The sequence below is a fragment of the Rhodobacteraceae bacterium M382 genome (assembly GCA_025141015.1).
In the GTDB taxonomy this organism is placed as follows: Bacteria; Pseudomonadota; Alphaproteobacteria; order Rhodobacterales; family Rhodobacteraceae; genus Aliisedimentitalea; species Aliisedimentitalea scapharcae.
Genome location: CP081098.1, coordinates 3,667,996 through 3,690,038 on the forward strand (window position 1 = coordinate 3,667,996; position 22,043 = coordinate 3,690,038).

General features: G+C 55.0%; 18 protein-coding genes and 1 pseudogene. 12 read left to right on the plus strand and 7 right to left on the minus strand.

Going from position 1 to position 22,043, the window contains the following annotated elements; genetic code table 11:
- Positions 1-55 precede the first annotated feature (55 nt).
- Genes K3727_17095 through K3727_17115 form a run of 5 tightly spaced genes read left to right on the plus strand, consistent with a single transcriptional unit; the run spans position 56 to position 4,765 of the window.
- On the plus strand, positions 56-1,399 hold the full coding sequence (locus K3727_17095; protein ID UWQ90469.1) for an FAD-dependent oxidoreductase: 1,344 nt from the start codon (positions 56-58) through the stop codon (positions 1,397-1,399).
- A complete protein-coding gene (locus tag K3727_17100) occupies positions 1,338-2,495 on the plus strand; it encodes a cyclopropane-fatty-acyl-phospholipid synthase family protein (protein UWQ90470.1) in 1,158 nt (385 codons plus the stop codon). The genes K3727_17095 and K3727_17100 overlap by 62 nt, the downstream gene beginning before the upstream one ends.
- Positions 2,488-2,982: a hypothetical protein gene (locus tag K3727_17105; protein UWQ90471.1), complete on the plus strand. Its 495-nt coding sequence runs from the start codon at positions 2,488-2,490 to the stop codon at positions 2,980-2,982. Before K3727_17100 ends, K3727_17105 begins: the two co-directional genes overlap by 8 nt.
- On the plus strand, positions 2,982-4,208 hold the full coding sequence (locus K3727_17110; GenBank protein UWQ93436.1) for an MFS transporter: 1,227 nt from the start codon (positions 2,982-2,984) through the stop codon (positions 4,206-4,208). Before K3727_17105 ends, K3727_17110 begins: the two co-directional genes overlap by 1 nt.
- The gene (locus K3727_17115; protein UWQ90472.1) at positions 4,205-4,765 is read left to right on the plus strand and encodes a DUF3833 domain-containing protein; all 561 of its coding nucleotides are present in this window, start codon (positions 4,205-4,207) and stop codon (positions 4,763-4,765) included. Before K3727_17110 ends, K3727_17115 begins: the two co-directional genes overlap by 4 nt.
- Before the next feature lie 351 nt (positions 4,766-5,116).
- Here K3727_17115 and K3727_17120 read toward each other — a convergent pair whose 3' ends face one another.
- Positions 5,117-6,028, minus strand: a complete 912-nt coding sequence (locus K3727_17120; GenBank protein UWQ90473.1) for a GTP-binding protein — start codon at positions 6,026-6,028, stop codon at positions 5,117-5,119.
- Positions 6,025-7,668 (minus strand): amidohydrolase, encoded by a 1,644-nt coding sequence (locus K3727_17125; protein ID UWQ90474.1) that lies wholly within the window; start codon positions 7,666-7,668, stop codon positions 6,025-6,027. Before K3727_17125 ends, K3727_17120 begins: the two co-directional genes overlap by 4 nt.
- A 104-nt stretch (positions 7,669-7,772) precedes the next feature.
- On the opposite strand from K3727_17125, the gene K3727_17130 reads away from it, so the two are divergent.
- The 7 genes and pseudogenes from K3727_17130 (at position 7,773) to K3727_17160 (ending at position 14,797) form a co-directional block, all read left to right on the plus strand.
- Complete coding sequence (locus K3727_17130) at positions 7,773-8,693, plus strand: LysR family transcriptional regulator (protein ID UWQ90475.1); 921 nt, start codon at positions 7,773-7,775, stop codon at positions 8,691-8,693.
- Positions 8,694-8,822: 129 nt separating this feature from the next.
- Entirely contained in the window at positions 8,823-10,394 is a 1,572-nt protein-coding gene (locus tag K3727_17135) for an ABC transporter substrate-binding protein (GenBank protein ID UWQ90476.1), read from the plus strand.
- 75 nt (positions 10,395-10,469) lie between these two features.
- On the plus strand, positions 10,470-11,447 hold the full coding sequence (locus K3727_17140) for an ABC transporter permease (protein ID UWQ90477.1): 978 nt from the start codon (positions 10,470-10,472) through the stop codon (positions 11,445-11,447).
- The gene (locus K3727_17145; GenBank protein ID UWQ90478.1) at positions 11,444-12,328 is read left to right on the plus strand and encodes an ABC transporter permease; all 885 of its coding nucleotides are present in this window, start codon (positions 11,444-11,446) and stop codon (positions 12,326-12,328) included. The genes K3727_17140 and K3727_17145 overlap by 4 nt, the downstream gene beginning before the upstream one ends.
- A complete protein-coding gene (locus tag K3727_17150) occupies positions 12,328-13,317 on the plus strand; it encodes an ABC transporter ATP-binding protein (GenBank protein UWQ90479.1) in 990 nt (329 codons plus the stop codon). The genes K3727_17145 and K3727_17150 overlap by 1 nt, the downstream gene beginning before the upstream one ends.
- On the plus strand, positions 13,317-14,327 hold the full coding sequence (locus K3727_17155) for an ATP-binding cassette domain-containing protein (protein UWQ90480.1): 1,011 nt from the start codon (positions 13,317-13,319) through the stop codon (positions 14,325-14,327). The genes K3727_17150 and K3727_17155 overlap by 1 nt, the downstream gene beginning before the upstream one ends.
- 167 nt (positions 14,328-14,494) lie before the next feature.
- A pseudogene (locus K3727_17160) lies at positions 14,495-14,797 on the plus strand (TRAP transporter large permease subunit).
- Positions 14,798-15,219: 422 nt separating this feature from the next.
- Here the strand turns inward: K3727_17160 and K3727_17165 are convergent.
- From K3727_17165 to K3727_17185, 5 genes are all read right to left on the minus strand, one after another.
- A complete protein-coding gene (locus tag K3727_17165) occupies positions 15,220-15,345 on the minus strand; it encodes a hypothetical protein (protein ID UWQ90481.1) in 126 nt (41 codons plus the stop codon).
- Positions 15,346-15,498: 153 nt separating this feature from the next.
- Positions 15,499-15,801, minus strand: coding sequence for a hypothetical protein (locus tag K3727_17170; protein ID UWQ90482.1), 303 nt, complete (start codon positions 15,799-15,801; stop codon positions 15,499-15,501).
- On the minus strand, positions 15,798-16,325 hold the full coding sequence (locus tag K3727_17175) for a hypothetical protein (GenBank protein UWQ90483.1): 528 nt from the start codon (positions 16,323-16,325) through the stop codon (positions 15,798-15,800). Before K3727_17175 ends, K3727_17170 begins: the two co-directional genes overlap by 4 nt.
- Positions 16,326-16,763: 438 nt before the next feature.
- Positions 16,764-18,356, minus strand: a complete 1,593-nt coding sequence (locus K3727_17180; protein ID UWQ90484.1) for a hypothetical protein — start codon at positions 18,354-18,356, stop codon at positions 16,764-16,766.
- Positions 18,357-18,979: 623 nt separating this feature from the next.
- A complete protein-coding gene (locus K3727_17185) occupies positions 18,980-20,377 on the minus strand; it encodes a hypothetical protein (protein ID UWQ93437.1) in 1,398 nt (465 codons plus the stop codon).
- Between the last annotated feature and the right edge of the window lie 1,666 nt (positions 20,378-22,043).

The window sequence follows — 22,043 nt, forward strand, 5'->3', positions numbered from 1 at the left end:
CCAACTGCCAATACCCCGCGTATTCTCTTTTAAACACAAGCTTTAAGGGGACTGCATGCTGGATCATACGCAAGCGCGGCGAAAGAAGATTGCCATTGTCGGGGGGGGCATTTCGGGTTTGTCTTCTGCCTACTACCTGTCAGCCCATCACGACGTCACCTTGTTCGAAGCCGAACCCAGGCTTGGCGGTCATGCGCGCACCGTCCTGGCCGGAAAGAATGGAGACCAACCGGTCGATACCGGGTTCATTGTCTTCAATTACGTAACCTATCCACATCTGACACGCCTGTTTCGGGATCTGAACGTCCCTGTCATCAAAAGCCACATGAGTTTTGGTGCCAGCATCGACGATGGGTCTTTGGAATACGGGCTGAACAGCCTCAAAGCCATCACCGCCCAAAAACGCAATCTCGTTCGGCCGCAGTATTACAAGATGGTCGCCGACATCCTGCGGTTCGGAAAACATGCCGAACAGGCCGCAAAGGATGACGACAAGACAATCGGAGAACTGGTTGACGAACTGGGATTGGGAAACTGGTTCCGCGACAAATATCTCATGCCGATGTGCGGTGCCATCTGGTCAACGCCCGTGGATAACGTCGATGCCTTCCCGGCAAAATCTCTGGTTCAATTCTTTCGCAACCACGCGTTGCTGGCGGGCATTAAGGAACACCAATGGTGGACCGTCAAAGGGGGTAGTATCGAATACGTTCGGCGGCTTGAAACGGCGCTTTTGGGCCGTGGCTGCAAGATCCTTGAAAACACGCCGATTGCCAGCATTCACAGATCCGCCGACGGTGTGGTCGTGATCGACAACCGCGGAAACCGGGCACAGTTTGACGAAATCGTCCTGGCCTGCCACTCGAACCAATCGCTCAAAATTCTTGGCGGGGAAGCCACCCAGGAAGAGGTCGAGGCACTGGGTAGTATCCGCTATCAGGCGAATTCGGCAGTTTTGCATTGCGACACCAGCCAGATGCCCAATCGGCGCGCAGCCTGGGCCAGTTGGACCTATCGATCGCAACCCCAAGGCATAGGTGTCACCTATTGGATGAACAAGCTTCAGGACATTCCCGAGACTGACCCGCTTTTTGTTACTCTGAACCCATCATCCCAGATTCCCAATGACAAGATCTATGACAGGGCGGAATTCGACCATCCGATTTTCGACAAGGCGGCCCTGAGGGCCCAAACCGTTATTCGCGCAATGCAGGGCCAAAACCGAACCTGGTACGCAGGTGCCTATAACAGGAACGGTTTCCACGAAGACGGAATTGCCAGCGCCATGCGGATCGTTCGCATGATCAACCAGCCATTTGAAATCAGCGGAGCACAAAATGCATTTGACCAGCAAAGCCCTGAAAACGGAATTCCTGTCCACCTGCGCGCAACTGCGTGACGGACGCCTGACCCTGCGAACGCCCGAAGGTGAGCGCTATGAATTCGGGACATCGGGACCCGAAGCCGAAATGGTGATCCGCGATTGGTCAGCGGTGTCAGCGATGGCAGCCCATGGCCAGGTGGGGTTGGGCGAAGCCTATGTTCAGGGACTGTGGGACACACCGTCAATCGAAGGGCTGATGAGCGTGGCGATGCGCAATCGCGAACACTTTGGCCGCTATGACCGGGCGTCTGCTTTCAACCACATGAAATTTCGTCTTGTAGACAGGGTGTTGCGGGCCAATTCCCGTGGTGGATCGCGCAAGAACATCCGGTCTCACTATGATGTTGGGAACGAATTCTACCAACTGTGGTTGGACGACGGGATGACCTATTCTTCGGGTCTGTTTCAATCCGGCTGCACCGATCTGGCCAAGGCGCAGACCCACAAGAATGCCCGCGCGTTGTCCCGACTGACGGACAGGGAACAGGTATTGGAAATCGGCTGTGGTTGGGGCGGCTTTGCAGAACATGCGACCCGTGAAGGCCGCGACGTGACCGGCGTAACCATATCACGCAGCCAGCACAGCTATGCCGAATGCAGGCTGGATGGCACGGCTGACATTCAGCTGCGTGACTATCGCGATATCAGCGGAAAATTTGATAACATCGTGTCCATAGAAATGGTCGAAGCCGTCGGCGAACGCTATTGGCCCGAATTCTTTGCCACCTTGAAACAACGCCTTGCCGAAGGTGGACGGATCCTGTTGCAGGCCATTACCGTTCAAGATGACTATTTCAACGCATACCGAGCGTCATCGGACTATATCCGCCAATATGTTTTCCCCGGGGGAATGCTGTTGTCTGATACAGTGATCGCGCAACAGGCCCGCGACGCGCATTTGCAAGTCAGCGACAGCTTTGCGTTTGGCCAGGACTATGCCAGAACCTGCCGGATTTGGGGGTCACGTTTGGTCGCCCAAAAGCAACGCATCCTGGAACAGGGGTTCGATACCGCCTTTTTCCGAAACTGGCAGTACTACCTCGAGATCTGCGCAGCATCCTTTGCGGTGGGGCATACAAACGTGGTTCAGGTCGAGTTGGCCCATGCCTAGGCTGTTTGTCATTCTGGCATTGTTGTGTGCGCCGGCTCTATCGCAGGCCTCTGCAATCGAGGCCTCCTTGTCGGATGCCACCCTGCGCGGCAAAGCGGTGTTTCGGTTCATCGGCCTTCCTATCTACGAGGCGCGGCTCTTTACGCCTGCTGGCGCGCCGTTGGATTGGAAACAGAATTTCGGGATTGAGCTGAAGTATCTGCGCCAGATCAGCAAGAAAGATCTGGTTGCGAGCACCATGGATGAGCTGGGCCGCACAGGCGCACGCCTGCCAATACAGGACCAATTGTCCCGTTGTTTCGACGATGTTGCCAAAGGAGACCGCTATCTTGCGATAACCAGAGGCCCAGACCAGATCGACTTTTGGCGAAATGATGTTCCGGCCTGCTCGCTCGGTTATCGGCAGATATCTAAACGCTTTATGGCCATCTTTGTCGGCGAAAACACCCGCTCGGCATCGTTCACCCGTAAACTCAAAGGCGAATGATGGTCTATCCTAGGGTCAGCCTGTATGCACTGATGCTGGCGGCGGCTGGCATCCCGCTGTACATCCACCTCCCCCGCTTTGCCTCGGTAAATCTGGGCATCGGGTTGGGCGTTGTCGGAACGCTGCTTTTGGCGATCCGGGTGGTTGATCTGATTCAGGACCCGCTGATCGGCTGGGCCATCGACCGCTGGCCTCGGCAGCAATTGCCCTTTGCAATGTTGGCTGCTGGTGGTTTGGCGATCGGTTTCCCGCTGCTCTTTGCATTGCAACCCGGGCCGCAGGTGGTTGTCGCATTGTTGGCGGTTCTGGTCCTGTTGTTTTCAGCCTACAGCCTTGGAATGATCCTGCTGTACGGGCGCAGCGCGACTTTGGCGCACAGCCCCCGGCCCAAAGACCTCATGACAGTGTCGGCCTATCGCGAGGCAGGCATGTTGACCGGCGTGATTCTGGCGGCAGTGTTGCCGGCGATATTTGCAGCATCAGGTGCACCAGATGGTGGCTATCGCGTTTTTGGGTTCGCTCTCGGGGTCATCGCTGTTGCGGCAGGGGTGGCCACCATCCCGATCTGGCGACGGCCCCCAATTCTGGGAACGGCTATTTCGCTGTCCGGGATGGCCCGTTCCGGTGCCTTTCGGTTGCTGCTGTTGGCCCTGATCAACAGCCTGCCAGTTGCCATCACGTCAACGCTGTTCCTGTTCTTTGTCGAAGACCGGTTGCTGTTGTCTGGCAAGTCGGGATTGCTGTTGATCATCTTTTTCTTATGCGCAGGCGTGAGCGTACCCCTCTGGGTCCGTGTGAGCCGCCACCTTGGCAACAGACAGACCCTGTTGTTGGCAATGCCCCTCTCCATTCTCGGCTTTGTCGGTGCCGCCTTTCTGGCCCCTGGAAACATGGCCGGGTTTACCGCGATCTGTATTGCCTCAGGGGCGGCGCTGGGCGCGGACATGGTCCTGCTGCCCGCCATGTTTTCCGTCGCTCTGACAAACGCCGGGTTAAAGGCATCTGCAGCCTTTGGGCTCTGGTCCTTTGCCGGGAAGCTGGGCCTGGCGCTTGCGGCCTTCACCGTTCTGCCCCTGCTAGAGTGGAACGGTTTTTCCCCCGGCAAGCCCAACACAGCACAGGCACTGACCGCGCTGAACCTTGCCTATGCTGTCATACCTTGTGTTCTCAAACTCGTCGCCATCGGGTTTGTTTTCTCGCTCGCTCAAAAGGATAGAGCCCAATGAAAATTCTGACCGCCATTCTTGTTCTTGCGATGCTGATCGTTCTCGCCAAAACGCTTTTTCTCAGCTTTCAGGCGCAATCACCATTAGATTATGCCAAGACAAACCCAGCATTCGATATCAAGAAGCACCTGTCAGGAGCCATCCTGTCCGAAGGGCTGATTTTCGGACCAACCGGCAAGATGACCAGCAGCTTTGTTGCAGAAATGGTCGGAGAATGGGACGGTGACACCGGCACGTTGACCGAGCATTTCACCTATTCGAACGGCGCAGTGCAGAACAGAAAATGGTTTCTGACACTGGGGCCGGGGAATACGTTCACCGCCACCGCGGATGACATCATAGGAGAAGCCAAGGGCGAGGTTTCGGGGTCCACGGCGACGCTGACGTACAAGATCGTTCTTCCAGAAGACGCCGGAGGGCATGTTCTGAACGTCACCGACTGGATGTATCTGACCGACAACGGAACAATCATGAACAAGTCTGAAATGCGAAAATTCGGCATCAAGGTCGCTGAACTGGTCGCAACCATGCGCCCGTCACCTATCGGCAAAGACTGAACCCCAGGATGAAGATGCCAAAGCCATCAAGCGTCTCGCCGACTTCTTCGCAAGGCGGCTTGATGATCTGGTGTCTTTGGCCGATGGGGTCGACGATCTGTTCGCTGTCACGAGATTGGTCGGACCAACAAACTGCCATGGAAACCGGGCACATGGACAGTGGGCAATCCGTTATCTTGACGTCCTCCATGGGTTCCACAAAGACCATTCTCAAGCTGTTCCAGAATCCGGAAGAACACGGTATCAGCCCCGGACTTGGCTTCGACATTCATGATCAGGCAATTGTCGGAATTGCCTGTGACACTTTCTGAGTTGATGAGGATCGGTGAACAGGTGAGCAAAACAATTCCGTCAATCCGGGGTCACCCTAAACTCTTTGCTTAGAAACGCTCGATCTAGTCGCCCTTGGAAGCCAAGGCAAATAACACCCAAAGCGGACATGTCATTTGTCCGTTGAACACTCCAACGTTTCCCAACTGTCTGGATCAACCAAGGCTGATTATCCGCGTCTGTAACAAAGCCCTTGGCCCGGATCACCCCCAAGCTCCCTTTGGTTAGTGATTTCGCAAGAGCCTCGGCATTCACTGGCCCCGTTGGGATCAGAACCAGGCTTTCAAAAAGCGAATCCGAATGCGCAGCGTTTTGTCCCGTGCCCGGTGACGTGATCAAACCCAAAAGAGCGTCGGGAAGGACCTGCCCATGTTGCGTCGGAATTTGAATGGCGGCGGGTGCAGCTTCGGTTATCCAGTCCGCTACCTGCTGTGCAGTCTCTTCCGAAACGAGGTCAAGTTTGTTGATGATGATGCATTCTGCATCGGAAATCTGCCTTAGGATCGTGTCGCCGATATACTCATCTAATGCTGCCTTTCGCACGGTTTCCGCATCGACAACAACCACGATCCCGTCCGAAGTCAGGCCCGGCAACAAAGACAGGCTGGCTACAATCGCCCCAGGTATCGCTACGCCGGAGCTTTCGATTATGACCGTGTCTGGCGGGGGAGACATCTGAGTCATTGAGGTCAATGCACCAAGCAGGTCGTTGCCAAATGAACAGCAAATGCAACCTCCCGCGATCGAGATCAGGCTATCGTCTTCGGCTTCGATCAGGTCTTCGTCAATGGGCAGATCGCCAAATTCGTTAACCAGAACTGCCAGGCGTCTGCCGTCTGCGTTGCGTAGAAGATGGTTTACCAGCGTTGTTTTTCCGGAACCGAGATACCCCCCAATTGTCAGCACCGGGAGAAGAGCGGTGTCTTGTGTCACAGGTCATCCACCGAAAAGATCCGCCCCCCCTGCACAGTGCCCCATACGCCAATATCCTTCAGAGACCCCGGCTCTACGCCAGTAGGGTCATCCTCCAGAACTGCAAAGTCTGCCCGTTTTCCAACCTCGATCGAGCCAACTTCTCCGTCCATGTGCAACGTGTACGCGGCACCCAGAGTGATGGCCCGCAGGGCAGCGTCAACGTCGATCTTCTCGCCCGCCCCCAGAACACGTCCAGATGCAGTGATCCGGTTGACGGCGCACCATGCCGTGAACAAGGGGCCAAGTGGGGTGACCGGAGCGTCTGAATGGATTGTCATTGGCACGCCCGTGTCCAAAGCTGTACGACAGGCATTCATGCGTTCGGCCCGCTCAGGACCAACCGTCAGACGGTAATGTTCATCGCCCCAAAAGAAATGATGGTTTGCAAACAGGTTCACGCACATATCGAGTTTGGCCATTTTGCGAAATTGCGCTGCATCAGCCAATTGGCAATGTTGCATGGTAAAACGATGGTCAGCGCTTGGGTGCGCCTTCAGAGCCGGCTCAAGCATATCCAACGCCATTTGTGTCGCCTGATCACCATTTGTGTGAGTGTGTACCTGAACCCCGGCTGCAAGCGCGCGGTGGTACAGATCCGACATCTGTTCAGGCGCGGTATACCACAACCCGTTTGGGGCACCGTTATGGTAACCCGGCCAGCGCATTCTCGCAGAAAAACCCTGAATTGACCCATCGGCGATGGCCTTGATCCGCCCAAGACGCAAGCGGTCCGTCGATCTCTCTTTGAGCTTCAGAACATAGCCGACGATCTCTTCTGCCGACATTCCAAGAAACACTTTCAGAGGGACGATACAGGCGGGGAAACTGTCTTCGCCGGTGACGCGCAACATCATGTCCACGCTTTCGTCTTCCAGCCGTGCGGCGAGATCGGTGCAAGTGGTGACACCAGCGCGGACGCAGAGTTTGGCGTAATCTCGCAAACCTCTTTCATCACAATCGGTCAGTGATCTGTCAAACCCTACAAATGGCCCGACCGGGGTCATTGCGTCGGGCCCATACAGCTCGCCCTTGGGCAGGCCACCGTCACCCAAGGGAATGCCGGGATGGTTGACACCCGGCTTCAGCAACCCAGCCAGTTCCAACGCCTTCGAATTCACGTTCATGATGTGGCCCGACGCGTGCAATACACCAATTGGCCGAGTGGTTGAAACGCGGTCCAGATCGTGCCGTGTGACACGTTCGTTGTTCATGTAAATCGGGTCCAACGACCAACCCGCCAACGGTGCATTTGGATCGGTCAGCTTGGTTTCTTCTTCGCTGAGCCGCGCGATTACAGCATCAATTGTCTGCAATCCCGACCAAGTTTTCCCGTCCGGGTCCGTCCGATCAAACCAGCCGACATAGACATTGCGCCAAAGCGTACCTTCCATGGTGTGGGCATGGCCCTCAACAAAGCCTGGCATCAGCACCTTGTCGGCAAAACGCTCATCCAGTTCATAGGTGCCCCAAGGTGTCAGGTCGCTCAGGCTGCCGGCCCCGAGAATGCGGCCATCCCGCACCGCCACATGGCTGACCTCGGGTTGGTTCGGGTTCATCGTCAGTATCTTACGCGCGCAATAAATGGTCGTTTTGGTCATAATGTCCTCGAAACCTCAGGCTTTCCCAAAGGCTAAGGCGCTTTCATTTGCCTGAAAAATAGTTTTAGCTGACGATAAACCCCGGTTTTTTGGCGGAATGAGAAATGCTGAACTTCACACTCAAGCAGTTGCGCTATGTCGAGGCCGCCGGTCGCCTTGGCTCCATCGCCAAGGCCGCGACAGAGTTGAGTATCTCACAAAGCTCTATTACAGCGGCCATTGATGCGCTGGAGCAATCGCTGGACTATGATATCTTTGTGCGCACCCCAGCCAAAGGTATTCAGGCCACGCCATCCGGGCTGGAAACGCTGCATCTCATCAAAGGTTTTCTGGATCAATCACGGCATTTCGAAGGTGAAATCCAATCGGTGGGCAGCGACGCCGCCGGTTTGGTACGCATGGCCTGTTATGCGACCGCCGCGCCATCGTTTTTGCCGCCGATCCTCAAGGCAATTACAGAAGAATTTCCTGGGATTTCCATCAAACTGCTAGAAGGCAACATGGCCACGACCATGGAGTTCCTGTCCGAGGGCGAGGCCGATCTGGTGTTTACCTATGGCGAGGTTACTGACAATCGACACAACTTTATGCCGTTGTTCGAAGCACCTGCATACGCGCTCGTATCCTGTCACGATCCAGCTGCTGATGACGACAGTATCACGTTTGCGGATTTGGCCCAACGGCCTATGGTCCTGCTGGATCTGCCACGGACCAAGGACTATTTCCTTGGTATGTTCAAGGCCCGTGGACTAAATCCAAACGTTGTCCACACCAGCCGCTCATCCGAGATTTGCCGAAGCCTTGTCGCCAGTGGATTTGGCTTCTCGATCTTGAACATCCTGCCTCCCGAAGCACTGGGAAAGGGGTCGCCTTACCGTGCTTTACCGATTCAGGATGCGGGCCCAGCGCCCGTCTTTGGGATTGCGACGATGACGGGGGCACGCCAGCCCAAAACCGTGCGGGCCATTATCGAAACCTGTCTTCGCCTCAAGTCACGAGAAAGTTTTTCGGAAATCACGGTTTGAGAACAGGGATTTTGATTCCCTCATAAAATGTGTCTTTGAGGATTATTAATTCTGTTTTTTGCCGGAAAGATCCTGCGCTAGGCTTTCACCCAATAGGAAAAAAAATGTGTAATTCTGGGAGGAACAATTGTGAAACACGCACTCAAGGGCCTAGTGACAGCGACCGCACTCGCTGCGGTTATGGCGACCGGCGCGGTGTCGGCTGACGAACCCAAGCGGGGCGGCACGCTGTTGACGACACTTCAGCAGAACCCACGAAACCTGAACCCTGCGGTCCAGTCCGGAACCGTGACCGGCTTTCCGGGTGCGCAGCTGTTTGCGTCACCTCTGCGCTATGACGATGATTGGACCCCGCAGCCCTACCTGGCTGAAAGCTGGAGCGTATCGGACGATGGCCTCACGGTTACACTGAACCTGGTCAAGAACGCGAAATTCCATGACGGCCACCCAATCACGTCCAGCGATGTTGCGTTTTCGGTCAAGGTTATTCAGGAAAAACATCCATTTAAGGCGATGTTTGCACCTGTGGCATCGGTCGACACCCCGGATGATCACACGGCAATTTTGAACCTCGACAGACCGCATCCGGCCCTGATGCTGGCCATGTCCGGACAGCTGATGTCGATTATTCCAGAGCATATTTACGGCGATGGGCAAGATCCCAAGTCGCATCCGCGTAACAATGCAGATGTTGTCGGGTCAGGCCCGTTCAAACTGGTAGAGTTCAAGAACGGCGAGCATGTCATTCTGGAGCGGTTTGACGATTTCTTCATCGAGGGGCGGCCCTATCTCGACAAGATCGTGATGCGCATCATCACCGATCCAGCAGCCCGTGCCATCGCATTGGAAAACGGCGAGCTGCACTTTTCGGGTTTCGAATCCTTGCCACGTATCATCAACCGCCTAAAGAAGGTCGATGGGTTGAATGTGACTGCAGATGGGTACGGTGCCATTGGCCCGCTTGACTGGCTGGCGATCAACACCACCAAGGGACCGCTCGCGGACAAACGCGTGCGTCAGGCCATTGCATATGCAGTAGACCGCAATTTCATCCAAAAGGCCCTGATGCAGGGAACGGCATCCGACGCCCTGACAGGCATTCACCCAGACAGCCCGTTCTATGAAGCAGACGTTAATCCATATGATCTGGATCTCGACAAGGCAAACGCGCTTTTGGATGAGGCTGGATTCGCCAAAGGGTCGGACGGAATGCGCTTTGGTCTGACAATTGACTTTGGTTGGCCCGATGTGAAACCGCAGGTCGAATACACCAAAGCCGCCCTGAAGAAAGTAGGCATTGATGTAACTGTACGGGCCTCGGCCGACTTTCCAGCATGGGCCAAACGCATGGGCACAATGGATTTCGAATTGAGCTGGGATACAGTGTTCAACTGGGGTGACCCAGTGATTGGTGTGCACCGGACCTATTTGTCCTCGAACATCGCCAAGGGCGTTTGGTCGAATACCCAAGGCTATTCAAATGCCTCGGTTGATGAGATCCTTGCCGCCGCAGCGGTCGAAACGGACAGCGACAAACGCAAAGCACTCTACTCGCAGTTCCAGAAGATCGTGAACGACGAAGTGCCGCTCTACTTCACCAACACCCTGCCTTACCACACGGTCTATTCAGACAAGGTCGGAAATCCACCGATTGGCATCTGGGGCACGTCGACTCCGATCGACAATATGTACCTGAAGTAAGGATTCACCGATCCAAGATGGCCCGCGGCGTTTCCTTCCGCCGCGGGCATTCTTTCCTAGACCGGGGGCAATTCGTTGAGATTCCTACAGACAACCCTTACCCGAGTTTTCTACGCCGTGCTGCTGTTGCTAGCCGTGTTGGTTCTGAATTTCTCTTTGATGCATTTGGCCCCGGGCGATGTTGCGGATACGATTTCGCAATCCATGGGCGGAGCCGACCAGGAAGTGCTGGACGAAATCCGTAGGGATTACGGATTGGACAAGCCTTTCATCGTGCAGCTGGGCCGATATATAGGAAACGTCCTGCAATTCGATCTGGGGTATTCGTTCTTCTATAACCAGAGCGTAACAAGCCTCATTCTGGGTAAGCTTCCCGCTACGTTGTTGTTGGTCATCAGCGCGCAATTGCTGGCTCTGATCCTGGGCGTGGTGATGGGTGTTTACTCGGCCCGCAAGCCCAATGGCATTGTCAGCCACTTCGTGACGCTGTTTGCCCTGTTTGGATATTCCGCGCCGGTCTTCTGGACAGGCATACTGCTTCTGATCGGTTTTTCCCTGCACATCCAGTGGTTCCCTGTGGCAGGAATGCGCGATGTGACCATTGAAGGCGGCTTCTTTGCCCAAGCTGCAGATATCGCCCGCCATCTGGTTTTGCCGATGATCACCCTGTCCTCCATTTTCATAGCTTTGTATTCCCGTCTGTCACGCGCAACGATGATGGAAACTTTGGGATCGGATTATGTCCGCACCGCCAAAGCCAAGGGCCTGACGACCCGGCAAGTGGTTTACAAACACGCTCTGAAAAATTCGCTGTCACCGGTGATTACACTGGCTGGTTTGCAATTCTCCGCTGTGGTGTCCGGCGCTGTTCTGGTTGAGGCGGTGTTCAGTTGGCCGGGTCTTGGCACTTTGGCGTTCCAATCAATTATCGCACGTGACACGCCAACCATTCTGGGCATCCTGTTTTTCTCGGCCTTGGTCGTGATTATCGGCAATCTGTTAACAGACGCAGCCCACCGGCTGGTTGATCCGCGCATTGGAGGCCGAAAATGAGCACCCTGCCCCCAATCCTCGAAGAGGAAATTCAAAAGGCCCGACATCCGGCAGCGGAAGCTTGGGAAATGTTTGCCCGCAACCATGCTGCAGTTCTGGGTCTGATCGTACTGATCGTGATCACCTTTGGAGCCATATTCGGCCCGTTACTATACCCGACGGACCCGTTTGAAATGGTCTGGGCACCGTTTTCTCCCCCCGGCGAGGAAGGTTTCCTGTTGGGCACTGATTACCTGGGGCGCGATCTTGTCGCGATGATCCTGAACGGAGCGCGCGTCTCTCTGATTATCGGCCTCGCTGCGGCCTTCGTGTCGATTTTCATTGGCGTGACGATCGGTGCATTGGCTGGGTTCTATCGGGGTTATGTCGAAGAAATCCTGATGCGGATCACCGAATTCTTCCAAGTGCTGCCGACCTTGCTGTTCTCGATGGTCATTGTCGCGCTATTCGGCGCGAGCCTGCCAATGATCACCTTGGCAATCGGCATCGTGAGCTGGACGGCCGTGGCCCGGATCACCCGATCCGAGTTTCTGCGCATCCGAGAGCTGGAATACGTCAAGGCGTCACGTGCGTCCGGAGCCAAAAACATGAAGCTGATGTTTCGTGTGATCCTGCCCAACGCTTTGCCGCCGATCATCGTGCAATCCGCTTTGATGGTGGGTTCGGCAATTCTGTTTGAGGCGGGCCTGTCCTTTCTAGGCCTCACAGATCCCAACGTTGTCAGTTGGGGACAAATCATCGGCTCCAACAGACAATATATTCTGGACGCCAGCTATACCGTTACATTCCCCGGTTTGGCAATTTTCATAACCGTTCTGGCAATTTCACTCGTGGGTGACGGGCTGAACGACGCGCTCAACCCGAAACTGAGGCAACGCTGATGGCTAATCCGCTTCTAAAAATCGAAAACCTCAGGATCGAATTGACGACACGTGACGGGGTCGCTCCGGTGATTGATGATCTGTCGTTCGAGCTGGGCCAAAATGAAGCCATCAGCTTTGTCGGCGAGAGCGGCTGCGGCAAGTCGATGACCGCATTGGCAATTATGGGGCTTTTACCAGAGAAGATCGGGCGCGTTGCCAGCGGGTCTATCCTGTTTGACGGAGAGGAGTTGACGCAAGCCAGCGACGCCCGTCTCAGGGAAATTCGCGGTAACGAGATCTCTATGATCTTTCAGGAACCAATGACCTCTCTCAATCCGGTGTATTCTGTTGGTGAACAGATTGCCGAGGTAATTCGGGCGCATCAGGGGCTGAGCAAAAAGGCGGCATGGGATATGGCCGCTGATCTTCTGGATGCGGTCAGAATTCCCAATGCACGCAAACGGGTGGGCGACTACCCGTTCCAGATGTCGGGGGGGCAGCGTCAACGGGTGATGATTGCCATCGCGCTCGCCTGCCAGCCGAAAATTCTGATCGCCGACGAACCGACCACGGCGCTTGATGTAACGGTTCAAGCTCAAATCTTCGATCTGCTGCGTGACTTGCGCAAAGAGACCGGCACTTCGATCATCATGATCACCCATGACATGGGGGCCGTGGCGGAAATGGCCGAACGAATGATCGTCATGTATGCTGGCCGGGGTGCCGAAATCGGCCCTGTGGACCAGATCATCGAACACGCCCGCCATCCATATACCAAAGGGTTGATTTCCTGTGTGCCTCATATCATCAGCCAACTGACCGAGGACCGCGAGCGCCTGACCGAAGTTCCGGGCATTGTCCCCGGCCTGGCCCAGTTCGGTCGTGACATGTGCCTGTTTGCATCACGATGCAATATCCGGTCAGGCCGATGCCTGGAGGAGCGCCCACCGATGCAGCGTTTTAAAAATGGTCAGCTCGCCGCTTGTTGGCATGCGGAGGACGTGTAATGGGAAATGACAAAATCAACGCCCCCATTTTGACCGTCGAAAACCTGGGCGTTCGCTTCTCGGTCAAACGCGGCGGCACCTTTGGAAAGCGGGCGTTCTTGCACGCCGTAGACGACGTTTCCTTTAGCGTCAACAAGGGTGAAACCCTTGCCATCGTTGGTGAGAGCGGGTCCGGAAAAACAACAGCTGCTTTGGCCGTGGCCCGGCTTGTTGAGGCCTATACTGGTCATGTGAACCTGGATGGCCACGACATTCTGAACATGGACGGCGAAGACCTGCGCCAGGCGCGCACCAAGGTTCAGTTCATCTTTCAAGACCCTTACTCCAGCCTCAATCCTCGCCAACGCGCCGAGGATATCGTCCGCGAGCCGCTGGACAGCCTGACGGATACGACGCTGAGTGAGCAACGTGAAATCGTTGACAAATTGTTCTCTGCAGTTGGCCTGCGCCCAGAACAAAGACGGCTATTTCCACACCAATTCTCTGGCGGGCAACGTCAGCGGATCGGCATTGCCCGGGCACTGGCTACACAGCCAGAACTGATCATTTGCGATGAGCCCGTTTCCGCGCTTGATGTGGCGGTTCAGGCGCAAATCCTGAACCTGTTGCGCGACCTGCAGACAGAATTCGGGCTGACCTACCTGTTCATCAGCCATGACTTGGGTGTTGTTCAACACATGTCCGACGCCATCGCTGTGATGTACATGGGTAAGATCGTCGAACATGCCGACCGGCTTAGCCTTTTCAACAACCCACTGCACCCTTACACTGCTGCGTTGCTGTCTGCAGTGCCTTCGGTCGACAGCAAACGACGCGCCGAAACCAAACGCATTCTCATTCCTGGCGACCCACCCGATCCCGTAAATCTTCCCAAAGGGTGCCGCTTTGCCAACCGATGCCCGGTGGCCCAAGATATCTGTCGTCAATCTGAGCCCGAGTTGATTGACCGCGGAGAAGGTCACCGCGTCGCCTGCCACCTAATTGACAACACGAAAACACCACTTCTCTAAACAATAGATTGAACTACCAAATGGTAGTAATTTAACTGCTTAGGCCAGGAATCTACAGGAGAAATCAAAACAGTCAGTCAAGAGCCGCTTGTGGTGGATAGATGACCTTGGCGGAACGTTCGAAGTGGCCTTCAGGACGCTCCAGAACATCAGGCCAGAACATCAGGAGAGTCCCCGGCGGTCTGCTGCACACCAACGTTCTGAGCTCGGCGTTGTTCGCCGCAGTGTCCGACTCCAGCGCGGCCTCGACCGCCACGGTCGGTCGGATCACCACATCCGAGCTGAACCGGCGGGGATATTCCCAAAGTCTGGCGCTTGGCTCCTGGGCCGGGGCGGGCAGCCTCGACCTGTTGATCCCACCGACTATCGTGTTGATCATCTACGGGGTAGTCACCGAGGCCTCAATTGCCAAACTGTTCATTGCCGGTGTCGTCCCTGGTCTGATGATCTCTGCGTTTTATGCGGCCTATCACCCGCAGACCCAAAGCAAGAACGAGCGGTGGCACCAAACCTGGAAGAACCGCATCCTGCTGGAAAACTACTATCTGCCCGGCGATCTCTGGTAGCAAATCGACGCCTTCGTCGGGCACTATGACCATCGCCGTTAACAAGAGAGCCTAAGCGTTGCATCTGGCCCCCTCGTTGCCCCCCAAGCCTTCTGGTGCCCCAAATGGTATTCAGCCCCTCGGTAACTAGCAGCGGTCAAACTGGCCGAGCAAGAGGTTTGGGGATTCACAACTCGAACGTCAGCGTCTGGGAAGAACGTCTGGCCTAACGAGTTGAAATTGGAAGCTACGCGACGCATCAGGGAAGACGGTCAGTCAGCCGGTGATGTAGCTGCAGAGATCGGTGCCCATGAATGCCTCGTGTGACTTGCTCCCCATTGTGTCCGCTAAATTAGGTTAGCTCTGTTGGTGTTTTGGTCCTTCTTTGGCCGGCTAGCACATTCTGCTGGTGTCAGGTCAGAGAGGCTTGAATATGGGCGGTGATGGTTGAAGTCGGTGTGCCAAGCGGCCACCCGTTTTCGGGCATGACGCAGGCTTTCTTGAGTAAAGAGACGCGACGTAAAGCTCTCTCACTTCGACCCATTTATTGTCTGCATTTTCTGGCGTACCCAAGGGCAAAACTGAATGGAAGCTAGAACTCCACAAGTCGTCCATCAGGTGGGAAGCTACCTTAAAACCCGCCATTCATTAACCATACCGAGGTCTGCGCAAGTTTCTTCTCCCTTTGCAAGATCGGTTTCAGCAAGGGCGACTAAGTTCTCATCACCGTTCGCAAGCGCCGATAGGTAGATAGCGGTTGAACGATAAAAATTCTCTTTGAGGACCGCCTGCAGAACTGGCCAAACTTGACCAGACTCGCCTTCTACAAACTCCTCTTGGGACAGTATTTCTTGCAATGCTCCGTCATCCGCCATCCCTGAAGACAGAAAGGAATTGATTTCATTTTCGAGTTCATCAAATGAACTCAATATGAGAAGCGCGAATGCTCGTTCGATACCAGAAAATTTTCACCCGCCAGAGAGCTATTTGGTAGTGAAAAGGTCCTCGCTGAAAAACCGGCCAGATGGACAGCAGAAGCAGCTAGCACTTTGTAAAACCCTCGTGATGAATCATTTAGACCACCCTTCGAAAATGCCGCTTCGATAGCCTCACCTGATTGCTCAAACGCGTCCAGTACAACTGACTGGAACTCCGTGTCAGGACGAAGCCTTAAACCAAGAGCAAGAAGCGACGTACCATAGGATTTCAGATCATAGGACAATCGAGGAGGATAATCCGGTGATCCTTCCTCTAATTCGACGTCTTTCCAGATAAATGATCGAGCTTGGCCTCGTGCTAGAAGGCGTCCACGGAATGCCGGAATCGCGAAAGTTACGAACGCGATGTCCGTTTCTCTTTTCTCAGACATTAGTGAAGATGATATCAATGCTCTTGAAGAGCTTTTCAAAAAGGACATCGACCCAGATGTGAGCTTGCAGATGATCGTGGTCATAAACAGAAATGGCGCAGCACGAACGAATTTGTGCAAGATCGGCAACTGACACCCATAGGGCACCCAAGCCGCATGCGACAGCCACGATGACGATGTCCCCGGTAAGTTTATTTCATTTACTTCAGAAATTTAAATGGTGCCCGGGGGCGGTGTTCTATTCCCGTTACAGGCACCTTCTTCAGGCCTCCCGTCAGCAAAACAAGGGGTATCGCGACAGCCAAGCCAAGGTCAACAGGCGCGTTGTGTACTACGGTTTGTACTACGGCGGCGCGAAGACCCCATTGCTGGCTTGGCTCAGTGCGATTCCCGGGGGCGTACTCACATTGCGTATGCTGGAGCGGCGCTTATAGTTGTTTGCTGGAGTGCTGGGTGGCATTGAAGCCATGGGGGGAAGTGCGAACGCCCCGATATATGTTGAGGCGCTCACATTTTTCTGGCTCAAACATCCGCGATGAAGCAGGAGTCGTCCACAAAGCCGATACCACCCCAAGTCATTGTGAAAGCGTTGCGACATTCAGTTTTACCTGTGGTGACTTCCGCAACCCCCATGTCTGCCAACCCGGCCTTGAAGGTTTCGTGGTTGCGGATGCGGCGTCGAAAGTTGGAAGCGTCATAGCCAAGAGTGGACCGCAGTTTGGTGAACGGCAACGTCCCTTCAGGATAACCATCGAAGAACCTCTCGATGTAGGTCAACGCCTCTTGAACCTTGCCTTTGGGTTTGCTCTTGCTGGGCTTCCATGCCCTGATCTCGCAGCCGGGGAAGACCTTGGGTAGTAGTTTACGAATTCCTGACCGCTTCGGGGCGATGATGTAGGCGTTGCAGGGACCACACTCGGAGCCGCTGCCCAGCCTGACTGCGGATCGACACAAAGCCTGCAAGATGTGGTGCATGTGTTCTCCTGCGGCCATCTCTTCCACGAGGGTCTTGGAGAACTCGCTATCATTCGCGATGCCGCAATAGTATCGCGCTTTCACCTCATAGTCTGTCTCCGGGTGGTTGTTCATACCTGCCAATATGACGTTCTGGATATGGCGATACTCGTTCGTTCCCTGATGCTTGCCCCAGTTGAGGAATCTAGCACGGTCGGGGTTTGAACTGAGCAGTCCCCTGATCTGATCTGGAATGGCCCCATTCTTGACCCCCTTATGATACACAACCAACCACTGCTCCTCGGGCTTGCTGTCGATCAGTTGGGCAACCTCCCTAGCCAGAGCTTCACCGTTCTTCAACCAAGCGTTCTTCCCAGATCCCTTGTCCATGACGTGGACAGTGAGGTTCCCGTAGCTCTTGGCTGCTGAGGGCAGTCGCACGAGGTTCCCCAGATGCTCCTCCCAAAGCTCATAGGTCGCACGAACACGCCCAGAGGCGTCGAGGATCACCATAGGGGCCAGATCGTCTGGTATCGCGTCTCGGCTGTCGAGCGCAGTGATGACCGTGGAAGCGTTGTTGGGCTTTCGTAGGAGAACGCATCGCCCTGAAAGAGTGTAGAGGGCGTCGAGATAGGAGGCATGTCGTTGCTCCAGGCCCCGACGGGCAGACAACAAGCTGACCCCTGTGGTTTCTTCGACGTCAGGCCAAGTGCAGATCCCTTGACCACCTGATGTTTCAAGTTCACCCTCAAGCCTCTCGATCAGCTCAACCAGCGCCGGATGTAAGAACCTCAGCGGGTCACGCAAGGACGCAAGCTGATCCGTGTTGAGGGAGACCACCTCGTTGCGAAGCATCGCCTCATCCCATACCCGGACAGCGCGGACCTGGCCCTGATACTGGAAGATAACAGCATCCCTGAAGCTACTGCGGCAACGGCTCATGACCATGGCGTGGGTGGTGAACAGAACACGGGCCTCGCTTGGCGGTACAGAACTCAGAAGGTTGACCTCTTCGTCAGAAGTCAGGACCGCGAAGTCAGCCCTATTGAGGTTCATCTCCTCGACCAGACGTTCAATCTCCTCCAGCCGGGAGACGCAAAGCAGGACCGCCACGCTGTCATGACGTTCAGACCTCAGGAGATGCTGGACGAAGTGGATCAACGTTGTGGTCTTCCCAACCCCGGGATCAAGGCTGGAGAGGGAGAAAACGGGGGGCGCTACCCCTTCAGCCATAGCGACCATAGCAGCTACAAGTTGGCTGAACGCTATCTTTGCGTCCTGTGGCGGCTGACCCTGTCCACGCCGATCCAATTCGGCAAACAGGCTAGACGTCACAGCTTCGAGCAAATCGCTGGAACCGTAGCTGGTACAATCTCTATAGAAGGGTCTTAATGATAATTGTACCACCGAGGCAGACCCATGCTGCAAAGAGCAAGCTGCCCCAATGGTCTGAGCAGATGCTAGAGCCATAGGCTTTTCCTTAACTGTGTTTTTATGAGATGGGGGAGGAGGTCGAAGCGGGCTCGCCTATAACTTCCCGGAAGATCACCCGGACAGGACGAGAGCCTGAAACGACATCGGGTAACTTCAATGGTGGGCCTCAATCCAAGTTCAAACCGACAATGGGTTGGTCTTGAAACGTCAAGAATTGTTGGGTCTTGGATGATAGGTTCAGCGGGCTCAAGCTTTCACGCAACCCAGCATTTACTCAAAAGAAAACCCAGACCAATTAGCCTGGGCTCACTCTTGTTTCCCGAAACTGGCGTTATTTGATCACCCGCGCTCTAGGCGAGCAGATCATAGACCGCGCTCCCAATCTGCAAATTGATCTGATCCTGTCCCTGACCATCGACCAATGCCCAGATGATCTGGCCTGTAGGTTTGTAGATAACGAACCCTTCCTGCACAGCATCGTCGCCTGAGCGTTCGCCAGCGTCGTTCTCGGTATGCGCTAGGTTCACCTGGAAGTCGCTGGCCGATGCAGCACTACCGCCCCAAAGCAGAACATCGCTCTCGGCTGACGCATAGTCCTGAACCCAGTCGGACCCGTGCCCCTCCACACCAACATGGAAGAACTTATCCGCCCCGGACCCTCCGTTGATCCGGTCGTGGCCAAAGCCTCCGTTGACAAAGTCATTTCCCGCGCCACCGAACACTAGATCACTGAAGGCCGAACCGGTAATCACATCGTCGCCGTCCTGGCCTTGGAGCTCATCAACCCCAGCGCCGCCCGCGATGGTATCGTTGCCGTCCTGGCCAAACACCAGGTCGTTGCCAGCCCCCGCATCTACAGAGTCGTTGCCTTCCCCGGCATAGATTACATCACGCAGATCGTCGTCATGGGGTCCGCCCAGAATGGTGTCGTCGCCCGCACCACCGTTGAGCGTATCAGACCCCGAACCACCGTCCAAACTGTCGTCACCCGCGTCGCCCAGCAAACGGTCGTCAGCCTCGAGACCCCAAACGGTGTCATTGCCCGGACCAGCGATCAACACATCAGCCTCTGGTGTGCCTGCCAACGACAGGGTGCCTTGCTCGATCCTGCCTTCAACCACGGCAATCAACATCTCCGTTGTCCCTTGCCTATCGGTGAAAGAGAACCGAACGGATACCTCAGCTCCGACATCATCCTGCGTAAGTCCATAGATGGAGTCGGTTGCGCCAGAGATCACTGTGCTATCGCGCAGCCATTGATATGCGATGGTCTCGGAAACGATCCCGTCCAGGTCTGCCACGCCGGACGCGTTTGCGGTCAAAGTCTCGCCCTGCCGCGCCGTGCCCGAAACCGTAACGACCCCCGTCGGAGCATCATTGACGTTTTCGACCGCATCGGTGGCCGTGCTGGTGACGGCCTCGTTTGTTTCGAAATTGTCCGTATAAGAGAACCGGACCGACATCACAGCCCCGACGTCGTTCTGTGTCAGCGTGTAGGCGGTGTCCATGGCACCCGTGACCGGGGCCCCGTCGCGCAGCCATTGATAGACGATGGTCTCGGAATCGATCCCGTCCAGGTCTGCCACACCGGACGCGTTTGCGGTCAAAGTCTCGCCCTGCCGCGCCGTGCCCGAAACCGTAACGACCCCCGTCGGAGCATCATTGACGTTTTCGACCGCATCGGTGGCCGTGCTGGTGACGGCCTCGTTGGTCTCGAAATTGTCCGCAAAAGAGAACCGGACCGACATCACAGCCCCGACGTCGTTCTGTGTCAGCGAATAGGTCGTGTCTGTTGCACCCGTGATCGGGGCTCCGTCGCGCAGCCATTGATATGCGATGGTCTCGGAAACGATCCCGTCCAGGTCTGCCACACCGGACGCGTTTGCGGTCAAGGTCTCGCCCTGCCGTGCCGTACCCGAAACCGTCACTGCCCCCGTCGGAGCATCATTGATGTTTTCGACCGCCTCGGTGGCGGTGCTTGTGACCGTCTCGTTGGTCTCGAAATTGTCCGCAAAAGAGAACCGGACCGACATCTCAGCCCCGACGTCGTTCTGTGTCAGCGAATAGGTCGTGTCTGTTGCACCCGTGATCGGGGCTCCGTCGCGCAGCCATTGATAGACGATGGTCTCGGAATTGATCCCGTCCAGGTCTGCCACACCGGACGCGTCTGCGGTCAAGGTCTCGCCCTGCCGTGCCGTACCCGAAACCGTCACTGCCCCCGTCGGAGCATCATTGACGTTTTCGACCGCCTCGGTGGCCGTGCTGGTGACGGACTCGAGTTTGCCCTGACCGTCACGGTAGCTAACCCTCGCCGCAATTTGTGCACCCGAGTCAAGTGCAGATAGCGTATACTGATGGGCACTCGCTCCGGCGATCACATTTCCATCACGCAACCATTCGTAGGAAAAGGTTCCTATACCGTCTTCGTCCCTTAGCGAGGAAGGATCGGCGATAAGAATTTGGCCTTCTCTTGCAACTCCACTTAATTCAACGCTTTCGGTTGGGGCCGAATTTGGACCATCATCATCGACGAGAAAAAAATCTGCAGAAACTAGCGGAGATACGCCAAAAGCAGGGTCAGTAACATTCTCGTACACTGATACTTTGAAGCGTTCCAAACTTTCAGGGAAACTGTCAGCATTGACTACAAAAGCTTCGGTGTCTGAGAGATCGGCGTTAGGGTTGTAAAAGATGCTCGACGGGTCAGCATCACGCCAACTTAAAAAACCGCCAAGATCAAAGTCTGTAGCTGGCTCACCGCCTGGTACATCGTAAAAAAAGGGATCTTCCCAGAAGTCAGAAACTGAGCCAGTTATCGGATCAATTTTAATATATGCGCTAAATCTTTCAAGACTCAACTGCTCAACGGTAAATGCAATGGAACGGCCGCTCCCCTGGGTACCAGAGCTTGCTGTTCCTTCGTCTACATATAACCCTCTGTTCGAGTAAATTACCCAATTGTCGTTTCTGGAGAGTTCGGTCAAATTACTTCTCACTTGTTTGTTTTTCGCAGGAGGCTGGCTCGCGCAACACTTCGGTAGGGTTAAATGGAAGGCTTCGTATTCTTCACTCTTAAAGCAACCTGAAGGATCGCGGTCAATATAGTTTCAGCTATGGGATGTAATTTTACATCATAGCTCGGATGTAATCATGCAGCCTAAGGAGACTGCACAGCTTGATTTAATGTTGCCGCACTTAAGTATTTTAGAAAAATGCCTGGGTAGGTTCTAGTGGTCACGCGAATTATTAGTCGAAATGACTGGCCTATTTCTTGCTTAATGCGTCTTTTTGTAACACCTGCATCTAATCGAAACGACGGACGTTCTCAGTAGAACGACAGTCTACTACTATTCTTGGGTTGACTTGTTCCTAGCTCCGATATCAGTTCAGCACTACGCGGCCAAGGCGTGACCT

Coding starts and splice junctions, on each gene's coding strand:
- K3727_17095 (UWQ90469.1), top strand. CDS start 56: ATGCTGGATCATACGCAAGCGCGGCGAAAGAAGATTGCCATTGTCGGG.
- K3727_17100 (UWQ90470.1), top strand. CDS start 1,338: ATGCATTTGACCAGCAAAGCCCTGAAAACGGAATTCCTGTCCACCTGC.
- K3727_17105 (UWQ90471.1), top strand. CDS start 2,488: ATGCCTAGGCTGTTTGTCATTCTGGCATTGTTGTGTGCGCCGGCTCTA.
- K3727_17110 (UWQ93436.1), top strand. CDS start 2,982: ATGGTCTATCCTAGGGTCAGCCTGTATGCACTGATGCTGGCGGCGGCT.
- K3727_17115 (UWQ90472.1), top strand. CDS start 4,205: ATGAAAATTCTGACCGCCATTCTTGTTCTTGCGATGCTGATCGTTCTC.
- K3727_17125 (UWQ90474.1), bottom strand. CDS start 7,668: ATGACCAAAACGACCATTTATTGCGCGCGTAAGATACTGACGATGAAC.
- K3727_17130 (UWQ90475.1), top strand. CDS start 7,773: ATGCTGAACTTCACACTCAAGCAGTTGCGCTATGTCGAGGCCGCCGGT.
- K3727_17145 (UWQ90478.1), top strand. CDS start 11,444: ATGAGCACCCTGCCCCCAATCCTCGAAGAGGAAATTCAAAAGGCCCGA.
- K3727_17150 (UWQ90479.1), top strand. CDS start 12,328: ATGGCTAATCCGCTTCTAAAAATCGAAAACCTCAGGATCGAATTGACG.
- K3727_17155 (UWQ90480.1), top strand. CDS start 13,317: ATGGGAAATGACAAAATCAACGCCCCCATTTTGACCGTCGAAAACCTG.
- K3727_17175 (UWQ90483.1), bottom strand. CDS start 16,325: ATGACCACGATCATCTGCAAGCTCACATCTGGGTCGATGTCCTTTTTG.
- K3727_17185 (UWQ93437.1), bottom strand. CDS start 20,377: ATGTCGGTCCGGTTCTCTTTTGCGGACAATTTCGAGACCAACGAGGCC.